Genomic DNA, 20,457 nt, shown 5'->3' with positions numbered 1-20,457 from the left:
TGTGGACAATGAAGCGATAATTCCCCGAGGGCTGATGTGTTTGATTGACTGGAAGGCTCACAACTGCTGTGTGCGAGCAATTGCAAACGACGGAGTAGATGCTGTCCATCAAATTCAGGAGTCCCCACCGGACATTCTGATTACAGACATTCGCATGCCGGAGATGGACGGACTGCAACTTTGCGGCTGGGTCCGGGAACACTATCCGGGCATTCAGATGATTTTGCTTACAGGCTTTCCGGACTTTGAGTATGCTCAACAGGCTATCCAGTGTGGGGTGACGGATTTCGTTCTGAAGCCTACCACGGAGAAGGCGCTCTCCGCTGCAGTGGACAAGGCATGCCAACGGCTTCAAAAGGAAAGCCGTGTGCAGAAGAGCCTCCTGCTGGAACAGCAGGCTCTGTTGGGAGAACTGATTTTTCAAAGCCGACACTCGCTGCTTTACATTCTCAATAAACTCAATGACCTGCACATTGTGCTGCCCAGTTATTATGTTCTGAGCCTGGAGGTGGTTTTCCGGGGAACTTTGGAGGAATGCACAGCGATGCTCCAGCAAGCGCAGGAGGTCATACTGTCCTGCTGCGAGGGGCATACAGTGTTTTTGGTACCGAAGAGCGATACTTGCTGCTATGCAGTTCTCTCATTGCCGGAGGGAATAGACCCCGCTGAACTCTGCACTTCGGCTGTAGAAGCGGTAGAAGGAAAAACGGATTTCCTGCTGACGATCGGAATTAGCCGCCTCCACAAAAATCCACTGAATATGCAGAAGGCGGCCAGAGAGGCGGATGACGCACAGAAATTTGCGTTGTATAGTAGCCAGCCATCCGTCATGCGGTGTGAGGACCTGCCAAAGTTGTCCGAAGACACAGCCAGTGCTCTGTGGGAGCGGTTGCGTTTGGTGGAAAGCGCCCTGGAAAATCACAGTGGTGATGCGGCTCTGAAAAACATGGAGGATCTCTTCCAATTGATAAAAGCACAGAAAATTCCTTTCTCCAGCGTGTGTCAGATCGCCCTTTTATTGCAGAACTTCTGTGTGAGTCTTCTGTTCAGCCACAATCTGCCCGCCGAACAGCTAACGGCTTTGCCCACTGGGAGCATGGAGCTTCTGGAGAACAGTGTGCGGGAGTATGTGACAGAGACCCTGTCCCGGATCGGGAGGACAGAGGAGAATATCGACAGTATCATTTACAAGGTAAAACAGTACATTGACCAAAATTACAGCACCAATCTCTCATTGGATGCGCTGGCAACGATGGTGCATCTAAGTCCCAGTTATTTCAGCAAGCTGTTTAAGCGGGAGATGGGAGAGAATTTGAGTACCTATATTCTTAATACCAGGGTTGAGCGTGCTAAATTTTTGCTGCGGACCACAGATAAAAAAGCATATGAAATCGCGGAGGCTGTAGGTATCTATGACCCGGTATATTTCTCTAAAATTTTTAAAAAGTCAACAGGCCTGAAACCGAAAGAATACCGTGAACGCTCCGGAGCAGATGAAATGGAAAGGAAGATCAAATCATGAGCTTGCAAGTAACAATTGGAACTGCCCCCTGTTCTTGGGGAGTCTGGTGGCCGGATGGAACTCCCTCTGGCACCCCGTATGATATCTTTTTGGACCAGGCGGCAGAAGCTGGATATAAGGCCCTGGAACTGGGACCAGTGGGGTATCTGCCCACAGATATTGGCCAACTGAGGGAAGAACTGGCTCGCCGGGACCTTTCTATCTGCGGCGGAACAGCTTGCTATGATTTTCTCAAGGCACGTTCCTTTGCCGATGTCCGAGGGGATGTGGATGATTTGTGCAAGCGCCTGCAGGCATTCGATGTGCATTACCTGATGACAATGGACGGAACCGCCATGGACTGCAAGACCAAGGCCGGCCTCAAGGAGCAGCAAATCAGGACCTATAAGCTTTTCGGGGAAATGGGCAGTTACTGCCGGGACACCTACGGTATTGAGGTTCTGATGCATCCGGAGAGGCGCTCTCTGATCGAGACCCGGGAGGAGTTGGAGCGACTGATTGATCTGGATCTATGCATTTGCTTTGATAACGGCCACTATGCTGCGGCCAATGGGAATTGGAAGCAGGGCGACCGCAGCGCGTTGGATTTCCTGGAGGCTCATATCGATCATATTCCCTATCTCCACTTCAAAAATGTATCTGGTGAGATCAGAAAGATGGAGATGGAGGGTGCTCTGGCACCAGATGATCCCCGGATGGATGATATTATGTGCGATCTGGAGGATGGGATCATTGATTACGAAGCTTACCGGGATTTGCTGGATCGTTTGAATTTCCGGGGAGTCGGGATCATCGAACAGGATTGCCCCCACGCCACCACACAGGAGGCATTTGAAAAGGCCAAGAAGAATCTGGCCTATCTGCAAAAAATCCACCTCATCCAATAAGGCGAAGTCCGAAAACGGAGAGCGGTCTTCAGAGAATTTCTGAGGACCGCTTCGGCCAAAACAGACAAAAGAGAGCGGGCAAGCAGTTCTGCTTGCCCGCTCTTAATATTCATTAAACGGCACGATGAACAAATTTGCATGCCAAGAGTGTTTTACACCCCTGCAATGGGAAAAGCGACAATGCTCCGGCGTTATGCAACTGTCGGGGAAGGGGATCGATGGGGTGGCTGCCATGGTGCAGCAACGGTTTAAACCGGACCCGTTCACCAACACGCTGTTTCTGTTCTGCGGCAGACGGCGGGACTGCATCAAGGAGTTCTGCAGGGACCGGGATGGATGCATCCTGCTGTATAAGCTATAAGCGGCTGGAGCAGGCGCATACCAACGGCCGCAAAACGAAAAGGAGGTACGGCGGTTGACGCCGCAGCAGTACCGCTGTCTGATGGAGGGGCTGAAGGTGGAGCAGCCCGCCCGGAGGATGGCCTACATATGACAGGGACTTTGCTGATTCACTCGCTCAACGTTGCAACAGAGGGCAGCTTGACCCTATACACCTGCCCGATGTGGCAATGGATGAACTGTCCTGAGATTCTTCGCAGCTGGAGAGCGCGGCAAAGCCGTGTCCTCCTCTGCATTCCTCAAACCACCATTTGATATTTGCAGCGTCCTCCAAATGCTCCGGCTTTGCCTGGTGTTTCCATTCCCACGCGCCAATCTTTCCCGGCACCTCTCAAAATGAGAAATCTCGAGAAGCCCTTAGACTTCTCGAGATTTACTATCTGATACCCTCTTTGACTTTTTAATCCGTCCCAGTATTGACGTATACGACTGCTCCTTCACTTGGCGGCAGAAACAGGAACATTGGAGGGGCACTTGGACAGCGATTCTTCATCGGCGATGATGGTGACATCCTGATGAAGCTGAAGGATGGAGGCTGGGACTTGTGGCGTTACCGGACCGAAACAGCAGGCGCAGAGAGCGTCTGCCTTATCGGGACCGCTGGCAATCAGCAGGATCTTACGGGCCTGAGTAATGGCCTGCATCCCCATAGAAATGGCCTGACGAGGAACATCCTCCTCCCGATCAAAAAAACGGGTGTTGGCAGCGATGGTGCTCTCTGACAATGCTACCTTGTGCGTATATTTGGAAAAGCAGCTGTCCGGCTCGTTAAATCCAATGTGAGCATTGCGGCCGATTCCAAGCAGCTGCAGGTCGATTCCGCCCAGGGATTGGATTAATTGGTCATAGCGGCGGCACTCTGTCTCCAAGTCTGAGGCCATGCCGTTGGGAATATGGACCCGGGCAGGGTTGATATTGATATGGTCGAAGAAATTTTGGCGCATGAAGGCGTGGTAGCTCTGTGGATTGTCCGGCGGCAGATTACAGTACTCGTCCAAATTCACGGCAGTGGTAGCAGAAAAATCCAGATCTCCTTTTTCATACCAAATAATCAGCTGCCGGTAAATTCCGAGAGGTGAGGAACCGGTGGCTAGGCCAAGTACACTCTCCGGCTTCAAAATTACCTGGGCGGATATGATGTTGGCGGCTTTGCGGCTGAGGTCATTATAATCTTTTGCGTGGATGATTTTCATTTTGATAACCTCCAGAAGCCTTATTGGACGGATGGGGCGGTTGTCAACTGGGCCGCCGTTCGGTCAGCCATGGCGTCGCTTTCCTCCAGGGAGAGGAACCCGCGAGCGGCCAGGATCAGTGCTCCTAGCACCGGACTGTACCGAGGTTCATTCAGCACAAAGCTCTCCCGGTCCATGCAGGCGCGGAAGGGAGTCATGATGACTTCTCCAGCACGGAACAGGCCGCCGGAGTACGAGACTGGCACAGTCTCTCCTGCGGAGAAGGTCAACTGCTGCCGAATAGCAGTGGCCATTTCCGTCAGCTCCTCAGCCGCACGGTGGTAGATACCTATGGCTGCTGGGTCTCCCCGCTGTGCAGCCCGCAAGACAACCAGCTGCAGCTTTGCCAACAGCGAGGAATCCTGCCGGACATTTGTCTGCAGATATCCGGAGAAATATAGATCGTGAGTAATGGACAGCTCCTGCCGCAATTCTTCATAGATGGCAGATCGGGGATGCCGGCCATCTGCCTGCTTTACAAATTCGGTGATCATTTGCCGGGCTACCCAGCTGCAGGAACCCTCATCTGCAAAAAACAGAGACCAGCCTCCTACGCGAGAGGCGTTTCCGGCCGAATCTTGGCCATAGGCGACAGAACCGGTGCCGGCTACAATGTTGATGCCGGGCCGGCCGGCCAGACTGCCACACCAGCCTGCCACAGAGTCATTGGAAAACTGAAGAGGGCAGTCAGGCAGGATGGATTGCATGACTTGGGGGAAGAACTCCTCGGTACCGGGAACCTCTCCGTAAACAGTCAGGCTCAGCATGGCGGACGTAATCTGCTGAGAAGTGATGCCGCTGTCTGCCAGCAGGGTCTGAACAGAGCGGACCATCAGGTCCCGGAACCCGTCCTCACCCCAAAATGCAAAGTTGCAGCCGGGAAAAATCCGATGAGCCAGCACTTGGCCGGTGTGGTCTACTAGGAGCCACTCTGTTTTGGTAGAGCCTCCATCACAGCCTAAAAAGATCACGAGAAATTCCTCCTCTTCAACATCTTTGCGGAGCAGCAGGCCAGGACACTGGCCAGCAACGCAAGGAATCCGACCGTGCGGAACATCCAGGCCATGCCAAGATATTCTGATAGGATCCCGCTGAGGGCATTCCCTGCCACGGCACCGATACCCTGACCAATGGCCAGAAACAGAAGGTGCCCCATGGCTAGGTACTCCCCGGGCACAGTCTCCAGCATAAAGTCCACGCAGGCGGGGGTGAAAAGCGCAAAGGAAAGCGCCTGAAACAGGGCTGCAACAAGGATAATATTCAGAGAGCCGGCGCTGGCGAGAGTCAGGGCTTTCAGCGCATAGCACAGCATAGAAACTGCCATCAGGGGGGCTGCTGACAAATGCAGCCTGGAGCGCAGCCGACTGTAGCCAAACATCACAGGCAACTCACTGGTGGCCTGAAGAAACAGGGCGAACCCAACATGCTGCTCTGTTCCTCCGGCAGATAGAATCAGCACAGAGTAGAAGCTCTCCATGGACCCGGAGGCCAGAGTACAAAGAAACAGAGCGGCCAGCATCACCCAATAGACGCGATTGGATCGCAGTGTGCGGAACCCTTGAAGTAGAGTGACCGGCTTCTGGTCAAGATGGCTGGCGGGCGGAGGATTCGGTAAAGACAGGGCAACCACACACATCAAAATCCAGAGCACCCACAGAGCCACGTTGCCTGGACGAAAGCCCCAGCGTGAGACTACCATGCCGAAGATGGCGGCACCGAGAGCGTAAGAGAGAGACCCGCCTGCCCGGGTAGCACCATAGTTCAGGGATGCACCGCCGTTGATCAGACGGAGAGCCCAGGAGTCCACAAAGTTCATCATACAGACGACAGTGATGTACAACCCCATTACCGCTATGGTGGTCAGCCCCATCTGACCGCCACCCCAGGTCAGCAGAAAATAACAGGCGATCCCGACCGCCGTCCCGCCTAATGTCACCTGCTTGGCACAGGAGAACCGGTCATTGAGAAACCCCCATAGGGGGCGGGCTAACGTGGCTGCTAGGGCACCCAGTGTCATTACTTGGCCAATCTGTAGCTTGGAGTATCCAAAGGAGACCAGAATGGGAGATATGTAAGCCACTGTAATGCAGTCTATCAGCATCATAATAGCCTGGAGCAGGAAAAAGCGCCGGTTTAGAGCTTTGGCTGGCATATATCTCCCTCCATCTTGCTGCCCATGATAGAGAAGAAATCCGAGTAGCGCCGATGGGAGGAATCGATCCCTCTGGCAGCGGAAAGCTCCGCGGCCAGCGTCTGCAAAGCAAGAAGAAACTCTAAGGACTGGAGGGCATCTTCTCCGGCATCCAGCAGGTGAAGAGCGTCCGGCTGGCCGGTGTCGCTGGGGGAGATCAAGCCGCAGCAGGCCCCAACTGATTTGGAGAAATTCACTAGGCGCAGCATCCGGTCCCGATCTGGCCCTTGGGACGGCAGCAGGCACAAAAGGCAGGCATCGCCGTCCAGGGCGTTTTGGATACCATGGATATACTCGTCCAAAGGATAGCAGGAAACTGGAAGATAATTGGTCTCCAGCAGCTTCAGCGCTCCTTCCTGCGCGGCTCCGAGACTGTTGCCGCAGCCGAGCACATACAGGTGACGGAACGGCAGGAACACGTTCCGATGCGCGTGGCTCCACGCACGGGAACGGGACAGGTTTTCCGGAGCGTTCCGGCACAGTCGATCCAAGGCCTGAAGCATTCTCTGCCCATAGGACGTGTCTTGGCAGACAGACAACGCTAACAGCATTAATGTCAGCACAGTGGCGGTGACGCCCTTGGTTTTGGCACCGATCCGTTCTGTTCCGATTCGAAGAGGAACGGACAGAGAGGCGGCTAGCCCTACGGGAGAGTTTGCCTGTTCCGTAACGGCAATCACAGCCCTGCCTGCGTTGGTCAGTTGACAGACCAAATCATAGGTATTGGTGCTGACGCCGCTTTGCGAAATGGCAAAATACAGCGGGTGTGCTGCAGTAAGGCGGGCATCCGCTGCCTCGGAGGGGACAAGGCAGGTGACCTCTGTTCCCCAGGCATGCTCTAGAACCGGGCGGGCCATCAGGGCGGCATAGTGAGAGGAACCGGAACCGACCAGAATCACCCGATCCGGCTGAAATCCCCCGAAACGCCGGGAAAATTCTGCGGTGATTTCCTCGCGGGAATCCAGCAGAGCCCGCCACAGGGCGGGCTGCTGGGCAATATATTCTTGAAGCAGCGTACTCTTCATCATTTTTTGATCTTGCCGCAGATCTCCCGGAACAGTACCAAATCAGCCATAGCATCTGCAAAATCGGACTTAGGTGTGGTTCCGTTGGCAATGCAGTCATGGAAATACTGGACCTCATCCTGGAAGGGGTCGCGATAATCAGGACCATAAAGGGTGGTCTTGGTATCCTTCTTTGTGGACTCAATCACTTCAAATGTATGAGGCTGATAACGCAGATAGGGCGTCTCATACTTGATTTTCATTCGACGATCATGCTGATAGATCTCGATGGCGGCGTCGAATTGCACCACATCCTGATCGTTGAGAATCTCATAGACGGCCAAGAAATCATTGTATCGGAAAACAATAATGACATGTTCTCCCTGGACGGAGACAGATTCCACCTCCACAGGCAGCCCTACCAGTTCTCGCACAGCGGCCAGGGTGTGGCAACCGAGGCCTGTGAGCATCACATAAGTGGTGCGCTGCTGATCCGTGCAGTCGTTGCCAAGCGCGCGAGTGATCTGATCCCGGCGGCGGGAGGAACTTTCCGCCTTGACCTCGTCGGAGATGTCGCTGCATAGATAGGGAGGACGGGTCTGATCCATAAAGAAGTCGCCTTCCAGAATAATATCCCGGAAGCGCATGTATTCAATCTTGCGATCATCGCTGGCCAAGAGTTCCTTGCATTTCAGGAAGCCTTGGCTGTAACGGCGCATGTAGCCGACCATGCACACAAGCTCAGGATGAGCTTTTTCAGCGGCGATTAGCTTTTCCAGATCTTCAATACAGAGCGTCACAGGCTTTTCCACAAACACATGCTTTCCGGCCTCAATGGCAGCAAGGGCGTAGTCTGCGTGATACTGGTCAGGTGAGCAGATGAAGACGGCATCTACATCGGGGGCTTTCACCAACATATAGGGGTCTGCATAGGCTTTCGCACGATAAGTCTCCGCAATATGCTTTAGTTGCGTGGGAGACACATCGGATACCGCCGTAATCTGGTAAAGATCGTGAAGGCCGCTGAGAATGGGAAGGTGCATCATCTGAGACACCGTGCCCACCCCGATAATTCCAACTTTGACCATAAAAATGCTCCCTTCTGTTTGTGTACTATGACTTGTATAGCGATAGCATCTTTATTCTATCCAAATCACAGGACGAGTACAATGAAGATTCTCGTGAGATTTCTAGGATTTTTTTGTCCCCAGAAAAAGAGAACAAAAAAATCCAGACATCAGGATGGAATTGTCCTAACAGTGCCGGACGATTTGTGCTATGATTGCTGTGACAGTTGCAGAGGAGGAAAAATCATGAGAGTAGTTGTTGAAAAGGATTATGAGGCAATGAGCCGGTGTGCGACTGACCTGGTGCAGAAGGCCATAGAGAAAGACCCGCAGTGCCTGGTTAGCTTTCCGGGCGGAGATACACCGGTTGGGATGCTGAGGGAGTTCGTGAGCCGCGTCAACAGCGGAATGATTGATCCAACAGGGGTGAAGTTTGTACAACTGGATGACTGGGTAGGTATCGGGCCTCAGGATGAGGGGAGCTGCTCCCACTTTGTGAACACCCAACTGCTGACTCCCATGCACCGCCCGTTTGCCGATAAGTTTCTGTTTGACGGAAGCAGGATTGCTGCCATCGATTGCCAGCTGAAAGAGCAGGATGCCTTCATCCGCCGTTATGGCCCCATTGCCGTGGAGGTGCTGGGCATTGGGATGAACGGCCATTTGGGCTTTAATGAAAACGGGGTGGACTTTTCTCTGCGTTCGCACAGAACGCCGCTGAGCGCGGTGACGAAGGCTGTACAGAAGAAGTACTTCGGTGGCCGTGAGTTACCGCTTGCTGAGGGGATCACACAGGGCATCGCTCAGATCATGGAGTCAGAGCTTGTGATTTTGCTGGCCAGCGGTGTTCAAAAGGCGGAGATCGTTTTCAAAGCCATTACCGGTCCGGTTACCAACGAACTGCCGGCCTCCATCCTCCAGAAGCACCCCAATTGTATCTGGCTTTTGGACCAGGATGCTGCAGGCCTGTTGCCAAGGGAGTTGGTGGAAATGAAAAATCCGTAAAGAGTACAGTAAACAGGCTCCGGTGGAAAACCACCGGAGCCTGTTTTCTCAGTCTAATTTTGGGGGCCTGTGGAAAGCAAGTCGCTTTCCGCCAGAGAAAGCGGATGACCGAAGGCGCCATAGTGGAGACAGCAGTCTGCGGCGAAATGCGCCGCCTGTTCTGCCGCCAAAAGAGCACTACCGCCATTTTCCCAGAAAGTATATAAAAAGGCGGCAATAAAGGCATCTCCGGCACCTAAAGCATCCACAGGCTGAATAACACAGGCATCCGCTTGCCAAAACTGGCCCTGGGAGATTCCACAAGCGCCGCGAGTCCCCATAGTAAAGATTACTTGGGGGATCCCACAGTCGGCGGCATATTTTGCAAAAGTGTGGACTTCTTCCAAAGACCTTTCTCCGGCAGAGAAGAAGGCAAAACGAAGGATCGGCGCAAGTTCCGCCACGTTTGTGTGAGTAAAGCCGTCATTGGAGAAATCCATGGACAGATCTGCCCGGCGGGATAGACCGCCCAGCACCGCGTTGGAAATACCGCTGTGGATACTGGTGTGGATCACATCGAAAGCGGCGGCATATGCCAGATCTTGCGGCGTCAGGTGTAGAGAGAAAAGATTTTGCACGGTCTCTTTGCCATTATTTCCTGAGAACGTGCGGTCTCCATGGTCATCCAACACAATATAGTTACATGCGGATTTGCCCACACCAATACGGACACGGCTGACTTCCACGGATTCCTCCCTGAGGGCGGCCAGGAAATGACGACCTGGTGGATCATCTGCCAGCACTCCCAGGTAGCCTGTATATTCAGCACCGATCCGGCGGGCCAGTACGGACACATTGGCGGCGTTCCCACCGGGATAGAGTTCGTCTCGAAACAAATAGGCGTCAAATACGTTGTCACCCAGTCCCAGCAGTTTCATTATGACACCTCGTTTAAAATTTTACTACGCCCATATAGCGCCGGGAACTCATGGGATGACCGGTGAGATGGGACAACTGTAAACAGAAATCTGAGGCTAGGGAGTGAAGCACTAGAGGCGCAATATACTCTTGTAATTCCTCTGGGATTTCAGTGAGATCCAAGGCGGCGGCGTCTAAGACGGTTAACTTATCGGTGACCCGCTGCAGAAACTTCACAGCCCGCTCTTCTACCGGGCGGCAACGGCCGAGCCCTAGAAAAGCCACAACAGGGGTGTCTTTTCCAATAGCTTCGCAGGCGCCATGGAAGAGTTCTCCGGCGTGAAGAGGAGAGGAATGACGCCATACAGACTCCATAAAAGAGCAGTTGGTGAGAATATAGGCGATGCATCGGTCAAGACCAGCAGAGACCGTGTAAATGAGCTGTTCCGTGCGGTGTTTCCGGGCAAACTCCCGGGCCTGAGGAGCGAAGTCTGAAACCGCACGCTGACATACGGCCTCCAGATGTTCCATAGCGGTTTCCATGCCGGGGAGACAATTACTGCCGTTCAACAGATCCACAAGAGCAAAGGCCAGCTGGTAAACCTCCGGAAAAATGGAGAGCAGCAGAGGATAGGGATTTATCGGATCGTCATAATAGTAAATGGGAAAATCCACCACAGTCTCGATAGCGGAGCCTGGTACTGTGGTAAACGCCGCAGTAAGCGCCCCGCGTTCGTGCGCTAAACGGGCGGCGGAAACGGTCTCCGGTGTTGTGCCGCTTTGAGAATTCAAGATAACCAGGCTGTGATCTCCCAACCGGTGTGGCGGGTTATGGAAGAATTCCGCTGCATTGACAGAGGATACATGGACGGCATTCGTCTCACGATCCAGAATGTACAGAATGGGGTACAGAGTGGCCAAAGAGCCGCCACAGGCCACTACAAAGATGTCCTGAATGGAACGAGTCTCTGCCGCTCTCCGGAGCGCCGCGATCTGGTTCTTGGTGAGAGCTACTTTTTCTTCGTGCATAGTTGCATCCTCCTTAAAATTCCACAGGACGAAGTTCCCGCGCGGAGCGGTAAAGTCCTGATAGGATCTGCATTACGACTAAAGACTGCGCTGCTGTTACCAGAGGCAGCCGATGCTCCCGGATGGAAGATAAAAAATCCTCCAGTTGCGCCCGATTTGCGCTCTGCTCCTCCTCCGGCATCTGATAGCGGGTAGTGACCAAGCGGGCGCCCTGTGTGCCGCTGATTGTATAGCCGCCGGGAAAGAGCTCCGCCCCGGCGGCTGTGCCGCAGAGCGTAACGGTCTCTTCCCGGTCTTCCGGCACGTGAAGGGCCCAACTGATATCCAGACTCAGCACCGTGCCGCTTTGCAGCACAACCTGTCCAAAGGCACCGGTCTCCGTCCGGAGCATGGCGGGGTCCCAAGTGCCCCAACGGTTGGCGGGAGTAGGGGAGTCTCCCGGGCCTCGAAAGATGCCGGCGCAGCAATAGGCCGGGGAAAAATCGTTCAGCAACCACAGAGCCAGATCCAGAGCGTGAGTGCCCAGATCGATCAGACATCCGCCACCCTGGACTGCTGGGTCGAAAAAGTGCCCCCAAGTGGGGATTCCCATCCGCCGGACCATGCTGGCCCGGGCAAAGTAGAGGGAGCCGAAGGCGCCTTCCCGCAGTTGGCGGTAAAGGGCCTGAGCGGCGGGAGAGAACCGGGACTGGTGCCCCACTGTCAACAGGACGCCCATCTGTTCCGCTGTCTCGACCATCCGAACGGCATCCTCAGCGGAGATGGCCATGGGCTTTTCGCACAGCACATGCTTTCTTGCGCGCAGGGCTGCCAGGGCAATTTCTGCATGGCTGTTGTTCGGCGTACAGATACAGACGGCATCAACGTCTTCACGGGCCAAAAATTCCGCCAGATCTCGACAGACTGCGGAGCCCGGAGCACCGTATTGCTGCTGGAACTCCTCAGCCCGGCCACCATAGAAGGCCCGAAGAGAGACGCCTGACATCTCTGCCAGGTTTTTAACATATTTCCATCTGGCAACGCTGCCGCATCCGATGATGCCGACTCCGATTTCTGAGCGCATAGAAGCCTCCTGTCGTAAGCTGCAAATTTGAGTCAAACGTATCATAGAGACACAGGCAAGTCAATGGAATATCTTGTACAAATCTTAGGATGATTTTGGGCGGCAGGTCACTGCTTCGTGGGGAATGAGCCGAGAGATGCCTGCCCGGCCCGTCCAGCCAGATCACCGTTGTCAAGCCGTCTACCAGGATGGCGAAGGTGATCACGCCGTTCCTGGAGGCGGTGCTGGTGGTACTGCCCCGGCTCGTCAACCGCACAAAGATCGGTATGGATATGCGGGCTGCCTCCTGGAATTTTGAGGCCACGCAGCTGATGGCATCAAGATCAACAACATCATCTGCTCTTCACCCAACAGTGTTATACAGTTTCTTACCAGCATAAGCCGAATATAGAAACGAATTACTCTGGTGACTCTTTCTGGCCAAGTTGCCGGTAATTATTTGCGGCAAAAATAGCCCCCACAGACTGCGGAATGTCCTATCCGGAGAAATTTCGGAAGGCTTCCCCCATTCGGCTCTGGTTTGGTTATAATTGCAACGCCCCTGAAAAACCGCTGCAAGGAGGAAACAACAATGCCTGCTCTTGACAAATTCGGCAAGGGCAGGCATTGTATTTTTCTGGAAGAGATTTTATACTGCCGGCTTGGGGCATGCCAAAGCCCACTTCGGTGGGCAGGGAGGGGCTGCAGTCATGAAGACAGTGGTCTGGAATGTCAACGGCTTTGCGCCTGCAAGCGCAAAAGCTTTTGCGCATCCCCGCCAAGTCCAAAGCAGACATTTTCTGCTGTCAGGAAATCAAGATCCGGTGTCCGCTTTCCGCTCCAGGGCGTCTCTGGTTCTGGAACCCGGCCAAACGCCCGGGGACGCGGGCGCACTTGACACTGGCACGGAGGGAGCCAAGCCCCATGCGCTACGGCATGGGCATCGGTCCCTTTGACGATGAGGGGAGGCTGATCCTGCTTGAGTATAATGTAGCCACCTTCTGTTTTTAGGGATAGAGAAGCTGACTAACAATTATTTAAAATGAAACAAGGGAGACGCCTCCAATCCTTTATGAATTTGGCTCTGGCAGTGTGTTTACCAAGCATATTCCGGATTATTTCAGCATCTCCACGCCATAATCTGCATATGAAGCCAAAATTCTACTGCATGGGATCAGTTAAAGTGGATTCCAAAAGACAGCACACCGGATGGGAAGATATCCTCCATCATCCGGTGTACTGTGTTTTTTTAACCGGATGGTAATATGAAGACCTGCTTGAACAGTCGGGTATCCCCATAAACAAGAAAATCTTCGCAGAAAATGTCTCCATAAAACATTGTTTTCAAGGGCTTCCCCTTGTTAATGGAGTACCCAATTCTTCCGAGAGGTCATTTCGACCTGCCCATCTGTGCACAGGGCAAGGTTAAAAATATAACCGCTACTGTAAAACAGTTCATCATAGGTGCCAGAATAGATATCAATGTTTTTCTGGTGACTCCTTAAAATCCATTTACCTATTCGCCTAACAGATCCCAAATATCTCCATCATAAGGCTTGAAATCCTGTATTTTCTTTGAGCTTTCCAAGAAGGCCAGGGCATATCCGATGTGTGCCGCGACACCGGTTTTGAACTGCGATTCATCTACATCGAATTTGGCCGTATGATGACCGGATCCAGTACCCAATGTGGGATCTTTAATACCCAAATTCAAATACATACCCGGCCAAAAGCTCATTACATAGGAAAGTGTCTCTGATCCAAACTTCAATGGCCCCTGCACTACACGATCTTCTCCAAAAATCTCCGTCAATGTCTGCTTTGCAATTTCATAACAATCAGATTGATTGATAAGAGGGACTGCAATACACTCAAACTGATTATATACTGCTTCGCATTCAAAAGCATCGGCAATATTATCAATAATTCGCCGCATTGCCTTGCTGAAAGGACGGTATGCTCTTTCCAAATCAAAGTAACGAACTGTACCGGCAAAATTTAAAGTTCGTCCAATAATATTGGGCCGCTGGGACTCCGTTGACACCCTGCAAATCGAAAAGGTAATTGCATCATTTGGATCTACCGCGCGCATACGAATTTTATCCAATGCTGTTTGAATCGTCTGAAAGCAATCCACAGGATTATTGGCCCAATCCGGCCTTGAACCATGTCCGTCCTTACCCACCAATGTGATGTCAAACATCAGTCCCCCAGCCATCAACGGTCCACTTCGAATCGCAAATTTTCCTGCGGGAATATCACTGTTTAGGTGCATGCCCCAAACTCCATCAATGTCCCAATGGTTCTTTTGCAGATAATCAATGAGATACCGGAGATTGCCGCCCCCTTCTTCACCGCGTTCAAACATGAGCACAATTCGCCCAGGAAAATCCCGACGGGCTGCAAGAATCTTCCCCACAGTGACCAGCATGGCTGCATGGCAGTCATGGCCGCACACATGGGACACGCCGGGGATCTTGCTGACACATTCTTTCTTGCGCAAAAGATTGCACGGATCCTCCTGAACAGGAAGTGCATCCACGTCCGCCCGCAAAAGCACGGTTTTGCCAGGAGCATCTCCCTCGATTACCGCTAAAACACCACCATCTTGCACTTCGATGGGAGAGAGTCCCACAGCACGTAACTCAGTACAAATACGAGCAATTGTTTGAGTTTCCTGCCCGGACAATTCAGGGGATTCATGGAAATCCCTGCGCAGAGCGATGCAAAAATCTTCCCATTTTTTTGCAGCATTCAGAATTTCTTCTTTTGTCATCATAGATCGTGATCTCCTTTTCATTTAGAAAGGCCCATAGTTCATTAACTGTGCAATAAAAAGAAGCGCCATGGCCAAGGCATTCCAAAGCAGGAATAGCTTCCAGAAGTATTTAAACCATTTTCCGTAGGAGATGCTGGTAGCACCAATAAATCCCATCAGCGGAGCAGAATGCGGAAGGATCCAGTTGGAAAAGCCATCGCCGAAATTGAAGGCCAGCACAGCGGTTTGACGAGTCAGCCCCACCAAATCCGCAACAGGGATGAACACCGGCATAACTGCGGCAGCCTGCCCGCTTCCAGAAATAATGAAAACATTGACAACCGTATTGGCAATCAGCATAGCCGGCCCCCGCAGCAACGTGGGAAGCCCGTTCAAAATCGCAGCGCAGCCGTAAATAACGGTGTCCAGAACCAGCGCCTCATCCAGAATCATGCTAATACTGCGGGAAAGCCCCAGTACCAGAGCTGCGGCCAGCATCCCCTTGGCTCCTCGCACAAAGACCCGGACTGTCTCATTGGGATTGAACTTACCAACAATCGCAAGAATCACGCTCATGCACAGATAGATCTGCATATGAACTCGATTGCCCCAGTTCAGGCGAAGGCTGCCATAGATGATCAGGCACAAGCCTAAAATAAAAATCACCAGAATAGCGATCTGTTGAGCCGAAAGATCGGTGTCATAGTGCTTTTCTACTTCTTGATTCTTCTGCACCTGCTCAAGATCGTAAACATAGCTCTTTGAGGGATCCAACCGAACTTTTTTAGCATACCGAGCAATAAAGAGGGCTGTAACAATCCACAAAACAAGCATGCAGATTATCCGGTAAGACAGGCCGGAATACAGCGGCAGTTCTGCAATTCCCTGGGCAACGCCTGTGGTAAAGGGAGTGATCGGTCCAGCAGCAGCACCCACAGCACCTCCTAGCAGCACCAGAGAGACGCCCACAAGCGCATCATAGCCCATGGCCCGGGCGATCATGACAAAAATGGGCGCAAATCCGATGAAAGACACTACACCGCCAGCAGGAGCTGCGATCACGGCAAACACCAGCGTAAAGACCAGTATAAACGCCATGTCCCGCACTTTCCATTTGGCCATTCTGGCTATGATCGCCTGAAGCACTCCGGTGTGCATTACGATTTCATAGCAGCCACCGATCGTCAGCAGGAAGAAAATCATTTCCGCTTGTGCAATCGTACCCTCTACAATAAAGTGTGGAATACGCAGGAGACTGATTTTTTCGCTTTCAATATAATGGAAAGAGTTTGGATCAACGATCTGCCGTCCGCTGGCATCTAAAATACGGTCGTATTGACCCGAAGGAATAAACCAAGTCACGATGACACACAGTATGATGACTCCAAGGACGATCAACATGCCGTCCGGAAAAGCAGGCTTTCGACGAATGGAATTTTTGGGTTGCATAGTGAATCTCCTTTCTTTTATCTCATCCGTTTACGGAACAGGAAATCGTGGAGAAACACCGTTCAGAACGGCGAAAAGATCTTCCACTACCGTAATCCCCATACGATAAAGCGCCTCCTCCGTATTGGCTCCTATATGCGGAGTGGGCAGAAAATTGGGTAAAGACATCAGCGGCATATCCACACCGGGAGGCTCGACGGCAAAAACATCACTTGCTGCCGCAGCCAGCTCATTACGGGACAGCGCTTCATAGAGCGCCACCTCATCTACAATCCCGCCACGTGCCGTATTGACCAGAATTGCAGTGGGGCGACAGACGCCCAGTTCCGCGGAGCCGATCATACCACGGGTGCTGTCATTGAGGGGCACGCTGATGTTGATCAAATCTCCCGCCCTCAGCGCTTCTTTCAAACAATCTGCTTTCTCAATGTCGAGCGTAGCCATTTTTTCCCGGGAAACATATGGGTCATATCCCACAAGGTGGCAGTGAAAACCGACTCCTAGAATCTGTGCAACCTGCTGTGCAATGTGTCCAAGGCCGATCAGGGCCACTGTCTTTCCGCTCAACTCAGTGCCCGTCAGCTCAGGGGGCGCGATCCTGGTGCACTCTCCGGAACGTATCAATTTTTGAGCGGAAACCAGCTTTCGGGCCAACGCAAGGAAAAGAGATACCGCCAGTTCAGCCACCGAGTTGACATTCGCCAAAGGAGTATAGACAACAGCAATCCCTCTCTCCTTCGCAGATGCAATGTCAATATTGTCGTACCCGATCCCGTGCTTTCCGATCACGCGCAGCTGCTTCGCTCGATTTAAAAAATCAGGTCCAATTTTTGTTGTCCGCACCAATGCCGCGCTGACAGCCGGGACATCCTCCCATTCGGAGACAACTTCAGCCCGTGACCGCAGCAGTTCCATTGCTGCCGGATGTATGGGTTCGTTGACAAAAATTTTCATTTGGATACCTCATAAATATTCACATTTCAATTCTGCCAGCTTCTCGTCCACCCAGGGGCGGATATATGTACTATGCTGCTTCATCTCACTGAGAGTGCGGGACTCGTTGGCCATGAGCTTTTCGACCTGCTCCAAAATCTCCTCCGCATCCTCCGGACGTATTACAACAATTCCGTCGCCGTCTCCTGCAAGAATATCACCAGGACGAATAACCTGTCCACCTACAACAACTGCTCCACCGATTTCACCTGGCCCGTTCTTGTAGGGGCCATTGGGCGTAACTCCCCTTGCATATATGGGGAAATTCATCGCCCGAATGGCGTCTGCGTCCCGGATACAGCCGTCCACCACAATGCCGGAAGCACCCCGTATTTTACAGTAACTTACCATCAGCTCCCCCAATATAGAGCGTTCTTCGCAGCCGAAAGCATCAATCACAAAAACGTCTCCTGGCTGAGCCATATCCATGGCCTTATGGAACATCAGATTGTCCCCCGCCGGGACTCTTACAGTAAATGCCTGCCCTAACAGCCGGCGCGGGCCATAGGGCCTGATGGCGGAGGAGAGCGCTGCTGTACGTCCCATGCAGTCGTCAAGATTCGCAACCGGGATATTGCGAAACCGTTCCACCAGACCGGGATCTGTACGTGCGGGATGCGTGTGGATTCTGCAACCAACGGATACCATGAAAATTCCCCCTTTTCTTCAAAGCAATTCACAATCGCTTTAAACAAGTATAAAGCAATTTACATGCCATATCCATATAAGAAAATCCAGCCGATTTCTACCGAAAAAAGGCAAAAATCGGCTGGAACAGTTGCATCATGCAATGGGGACTGTGCATTATGCAATCATCAAAGAGGAATTTCTGTATCAAAATCCCGTAGTTTCCGCCACAAAGTTGAGGGGTGAATACCCAGCAGCTGCGCAGCAGCTGTACGGCTGCCTCCCGTCTGATCCAATGCCTTTCGAATCAGATTGGATTCCGCTTCCTCCAGGGTAGGGAAATGGCCCTCCCTAGAAACAGGCAGCTCTTTTGTGGCCTCATTCTGCGCAAGGGCGCGGGCGTTCTCCCCCGTAATAAGCGGCGGATCAGACAAAATCATCAGGCGTTCAATAAAGTTGGACAGCTGACGAATATTCCCCGGCCATTCTAGGCTTTGGAGAACTTCCAGCGCCTCAGGAGCAAATCCCGTAACGTGTGTATTCAGGGCCTTGTTCTTGTTCTGTAAAAGGGACTGTGCCAGTAGCGGAATATCCTCTCTGCGCCAGGACAAAGGCGGAACCTTTAATTCCAGTACGCTCAGCCGGTAATAGAGGTCTGCCCGGAATGCCCCCTGCTGCACAAGAGTCCTCAGATCCCGATTGCTGGCAGCAAGGATCCGAATATCAACGGGTATCACTTTGTCATCACCGATCCGGACTACCTGACGTTCTTGGATCACCCGAAGCAGACGCGCCTGCATGTTGGGTGGGATCTCACTGATTTCATCCAAGAAAATAGTACCTCCATTTGCTGCTTCAAATAAACCGGTTTTCCCGTTGCTGCGGGCGCCTGTAAATGCACCTTTTACATAGCCGAACAGCTCACTTTCCAGCAACTGTTCCGGTAAGGCAGCACAGTTAATCGCCAGAAAAGGTTCGTTGCGGCGAGGACTCGCATTGTGGATCCCCTGGGCAAACAACTCTTTCCCGGTGCCCGTCTCTCCCAGGATCAAAACCGTGCTGTTGTACTGAGAAAAGCGGCGCGCCATTTGCCGGGCCTGAGAAATAGCCTCCGATTTGCCAATAATATTGGAAAGGCGCCATGTGGCAACATGGCCGTTCAACTCATGAATGCGTTTGGCAGAGCGTTCCAGCATCCGAATATCCGCCATGTCGTGAATGGAGAGTAATATGCCAACAGATTTTCCATCCAGTTGGATCGTGTTGCGCTGCAAAACGACCGGATGGGCCTCCGGATCAGCCAGACCACTTTCATTGGTAAGAGAATCTACAATATGACGATTCGCCAGCAGCTGGTCGGCATTCTGCCCGCAGGCTTCCTCATTTACAGTGCCAATAATGCGCTCTGCAGAGGCGTTGAGCTGTGAAATGATCCCGTCGCGGTCCGTAATAATAAGCCCTTCTTGCGTATAATTCATAACAGCGTGTATTAGCTGATCGTTTTCCGCGCGGTGTACTACAAAATCCAGCAAAGAACGCGCAGTCTGTATGGAAAACTCAACCATTTTTTCATCAACGTCAAACAAAATCCCGATTTTCCCGTTGATTCGCGCCTGCTTCACGCCAGGCGTGGACGAAATGACCACGTCAAAATCGCCTTGGTCAAGATATTCTTGAACCTGCTCTTCAAAGGGGCGGTCGAGAGACAGCACAGCCGCCTGAATAGAATGGGTTGGATTTTGAAACAACTCCAGACTGCGCTGGACAAAATAATTAACATAGGTACTGGCAACTATGAGAATCTTATCGGAAAAAGCAAGTCCCTCCTGAATGGCTCTGGCAAACTCCGTATTTGTAAAAAGCAGTTCCAGAACAGGCACAGAAAGATGCTTGCGCAAATACAGAGCCGTCAGTCCGGTGCTGACAATCACCCGGCTCCCCTGAGCGATCATCCGCTTCGCAATTTCCAAAGCTCCGGACATGGTTCCATAATATACCGGATAGTTAACATCACAACGCTGCATAACCCGTTGGACAGTTTCAATAATCCGGTCATTCGGAATAATATAAAGGACAGAAATATCCATCGCAAATGCACCTCTTTGAATAAAATATCAAGCTGTCTACCAAAAGGGAAGTTTGAATTTTACCATGGAAAGTTCAGTAATATATGGAATTGTTCATGCCATATTCCCGCATATAGATTCTGCATTTCGTATTCCCAAGAATAGATACGGTCTCCTTCTTTATCGTATTGAGGTTCAACATTATCAAAACATTTTCCTGTGTCTGCGGCAGCCTCGTCTAAAAGATATGCGATTAAGCCAACGATCTCTGTAGTGTCTTGCAGTTCTT

The 20,457-nt window shown here is 52.1% G+C and carries 18 protein-coding genes; 5 read left to right on the top strand and 13 right to left on the bottom strand.

Going from position 1 to position 20,457, the window contains the following annotated elements:
* Positions 1–40: 40 nt before the first annotated feature.
* The 3 genes from EIO64_RS04185 to tnpB all read left to right on the top strand — a co-directional run bounded on the left by EIO64_RS04185 (position 41) and on the right by tnpB (position 2,770).
* Positions 41–1,522 (top strand): response regulator, encoded by a 1,482-nt coding sequence (locus tag EIO64_RS04185; protein ID WP_249390796.1) that lies wholly within the window; start codon positions 41–43, stop codon positions 1,520–1,522.
* Entirely contained in the window at positions 1,519–2,409 is an 891-nt protein-coding gene (locus EIO64_RS04180) for a sugar phosphate isomerase/epimerase family protein (RefSeq protein ID WP_119311471.1), read from the top strand. Before EIO64_RS04185 ends, EIO64_RS04180 begins: the two co-directional genes overlap by 4 nt.
* 193 nt (positions 2,410–2,602) lie before the next feature.
* A complete protein-coding gene (gene tnpB / locus EIO64_RS04175) occupies positions 2,603–2,770 on the top strand; it encodes an IS66 family insertion sequence element accessory protein TnpB (RefSeq protein ID WP_158629693.1) in 168 nt (55 codons plus the stop codon).
* 475 nt (positions 2,771–3,245) lie between these two features.
* Here tnpB and nagB read toward each other — a convergent pair whose 3' ends face one another.
* The 5 genes from nagB to EIO64_RS04150 are packed head-to-tail and all read right to left on the bottom strand — an operon-like array spanning position 3,246 to position 8,323.
* Entirely contained in the window at positions 3,246–4,001 is a 756-nt protein-coding gene (gene nagB / locus EIO64_RS04170) for a glucosamine-6-phosphate deaminase (protein WP_025544221.1), read from the bottom strand.
* A gap of 20 nt (positions 4,002–4,021) precedes the next feature.
* Entirely contained in the window at positions 4,022–5,011 is a 990-nt protein-coding gene (locus EIO64_RS04165) for an N-acetylglucosamine kinase (RefSeq protein WP_025544219.1), read from the bottom strand.
* Positions 5,008–6,192, bottom strand: a complete 1,185-nt coding sequence (locus EIO64_RS04160; RefSeq protein ID WP_136890802.1) for an MFS transporter — start codon at positions 6,190–6,192, stop codon at positions 5,008–5,010. The genes EIO64_RS04165 and EIO64_RS04160 overlap by 4 nt, the downstream gene beginning before the upstream one ends.
* Complete coding sequence (locus EIO64_RS04155; protein ID WP_119311467.1) at positions 6,174–7,259, bottom strand: SIS domain-containing protein; 1,086 nt, start codon at positions 7,257–7,259, stop codon at positions 6,174–6,176. Before EIO64_RS04155 ends, EIO64_RS04160 begins: the two co-directional genes overlap by 19 nt.
* Positions 7,256–8,323 (bottom strand): Gfo/Idh/MocA family protein, encoded by a 1,068-nt coding sequence (locus tag EIO64_RS04150; protein WP_119311466.1) that lies wholly within the window; start codon positions 8,321–8,323, stop codon positions 7,256–7,258. Before EIO64_RS04150 ends, EIO64_RS04155 begins: the two co-directional genes overlap by 4 nt.
* Positions 8,324–8,548: 225 nt before the next feature.
* Between EIO64_RS04150 and EIO64_RS04145 the strand changes: the two genes are divergently transcribed.
* The gene (locus EIO64_RS04145) at positions 8,549–9,307 is read left to right on the top strand and encodes a glucosamine-6-phosphate deaminase (protein ID WP_025544214.1); all 759 of its coding nucleotides are present in this window, start codon (positions 8,549–8,551) and stop codon (positions 9,305–9,307) included.
* A 53-nt stretch (positions 9,308–9,360) separates the two neighbouring features.
* Here EIO64_RS04145 and EIO64_RS04140 read toward each other — a convergent pair whose 3' ends face one another.
* The 3 genes from EIO64_RS04140 to EIO64_RS04130 are packed head-to-tail and all read right to left on the bottom strand — an operon-like array spanning position 9,361 to position 12,296.
* Positions 9,361–10,224: a PfkB family carbohydrate kinase gene (locus tag EIO64_RS04140; protein ID WP_136890801.1), complete on the bottom strand. Its 864-nt coding sequence runs from the start codon at positions 10,222–10,224 to the stop codon at positions 9,361–9,363.
* Positions 10,225–10,237: 13 nt separating this feature from the next.
* Complete coding sequence (locus tag EIO64_RS04135) at positions 10,238–11,233, bottom strand: SIS domain-containing protein (RefSeq protein ID WP_119311465.1); 996 nt, start codon at positions 11,231–11,233, stop codon at positions 10,238–10,240.
* Positions 11,234–11,246: 13 nt separating this feature from the next.
* The gene (locus EIO64_RS04130; RefSeq protein ID WP_158629692.1) at positions 11,247–12,296 is read right to left on the bottom strand and encodes a Gfo/Idh/MocA family protein; all 1,050 of its coding nucleotides are present in this window, start codon (positions 12,294–12,296) and stop codon (positions 11,247–11,249) included.
* Positions 12,297–12,484: 188 nt separating this feature from the next.
* Here EIO64_RS04130 and EIO64_RS04125 point away from each other — a divergent pair, with 188 nt between their 5' ends.
* On the top strand, positions 12,485–12,676 hold the full coding sequence (locus EIO64_RS04125; protein ID WP_136890800.1) for a hypothetical protein: 192 nt from the start codon (positions 12,485–12,487) through the stop codon (positions 12,674–12,676).
* Between the two features lie 1,115 nt (positions 12,677–13,791).
* On the opposite strand, the gene EIO64_RS04120 is transcribed toward EIO64_RS04125, so the two are convergent.
* From EIO64_RS04120 to EIO64_RS04100, 5 genes are all read right to left on the bottom strand, one after another.
* Positions 13,792–15,054 carry an amidohydrolase gene (locus EIO64_RS04120; RefSeq protein WP_025544210.1) on the bottom strand — a complete coding sequence of 421 codons (1,263 nt, stop codon included), beginning with the start codon at positions 15,052–15,054 and terminating at the stop codon, positions 13,792–13,794.
* Positions 15,055–15,075: 21 nt separating this feature from the next.
* Entirely contained in the window at positions 15,076–16,482 is a 1,407-nt protein-coding gene (locus EIO64_RS04115) for a YfcC family protein (protein ID WP_119311463.1), read from the bottom strand.
* Between the two features lie 30 nt (positions 16,483–16,512).
* Positions 16,513–17,436, bottom strand: coding sequence for a hydroxyacid dehydrogenase (locus tag EIO64_RS04110; RefSeq protein WP_025544209.1), 924 nt, complete (start codon positions 17,434–17,436; stop codon positions 16,513–16,515).
* 9 nt (positions 17,437–17,445) lie between these two features.
* Entirely contained in the window at positions 17,446–18,123 is a 678-nt protein-coding gene (locus EIO64_RS04105; RefSeq protein WP_025544208.1) for an RraA family protein, read from the bottom strand.
* A 167-nt stretch (positions 18,124–18,290) separates the two neighbouring features.
* Positions 18,291–20,189 (bottom strand): sigma-54-dependent Fis family transcriptional regulator, encoded by a 1,899-nt coding sequence (locus EIO64_RS04100; protein ID WP_025544207.1) that lies wholly within the window; start codon positions 20,187–20,189, stop codon positions 18,291–18,293.
* Between the last annotated feature and the right edge of the window lie 268 nt (positions 20,190–20,457).

It is taken from the genome of Dysosmobacter welbionis (assembly GCF_005121165.3).
In the GTDB taxonomy this organism is placed as follows: domain Bacteria; phylum Bacillota; class Clostridia; order Oscillospirales; family Oscillospiraceae; genus Oscillibacter; species Oscillibacter welbionis.
The sequence above is the reverse complement of the archived record's forward strand: the minus strand, read 5'-3'. Positions and strand labels throughout refer to the sequence as shown.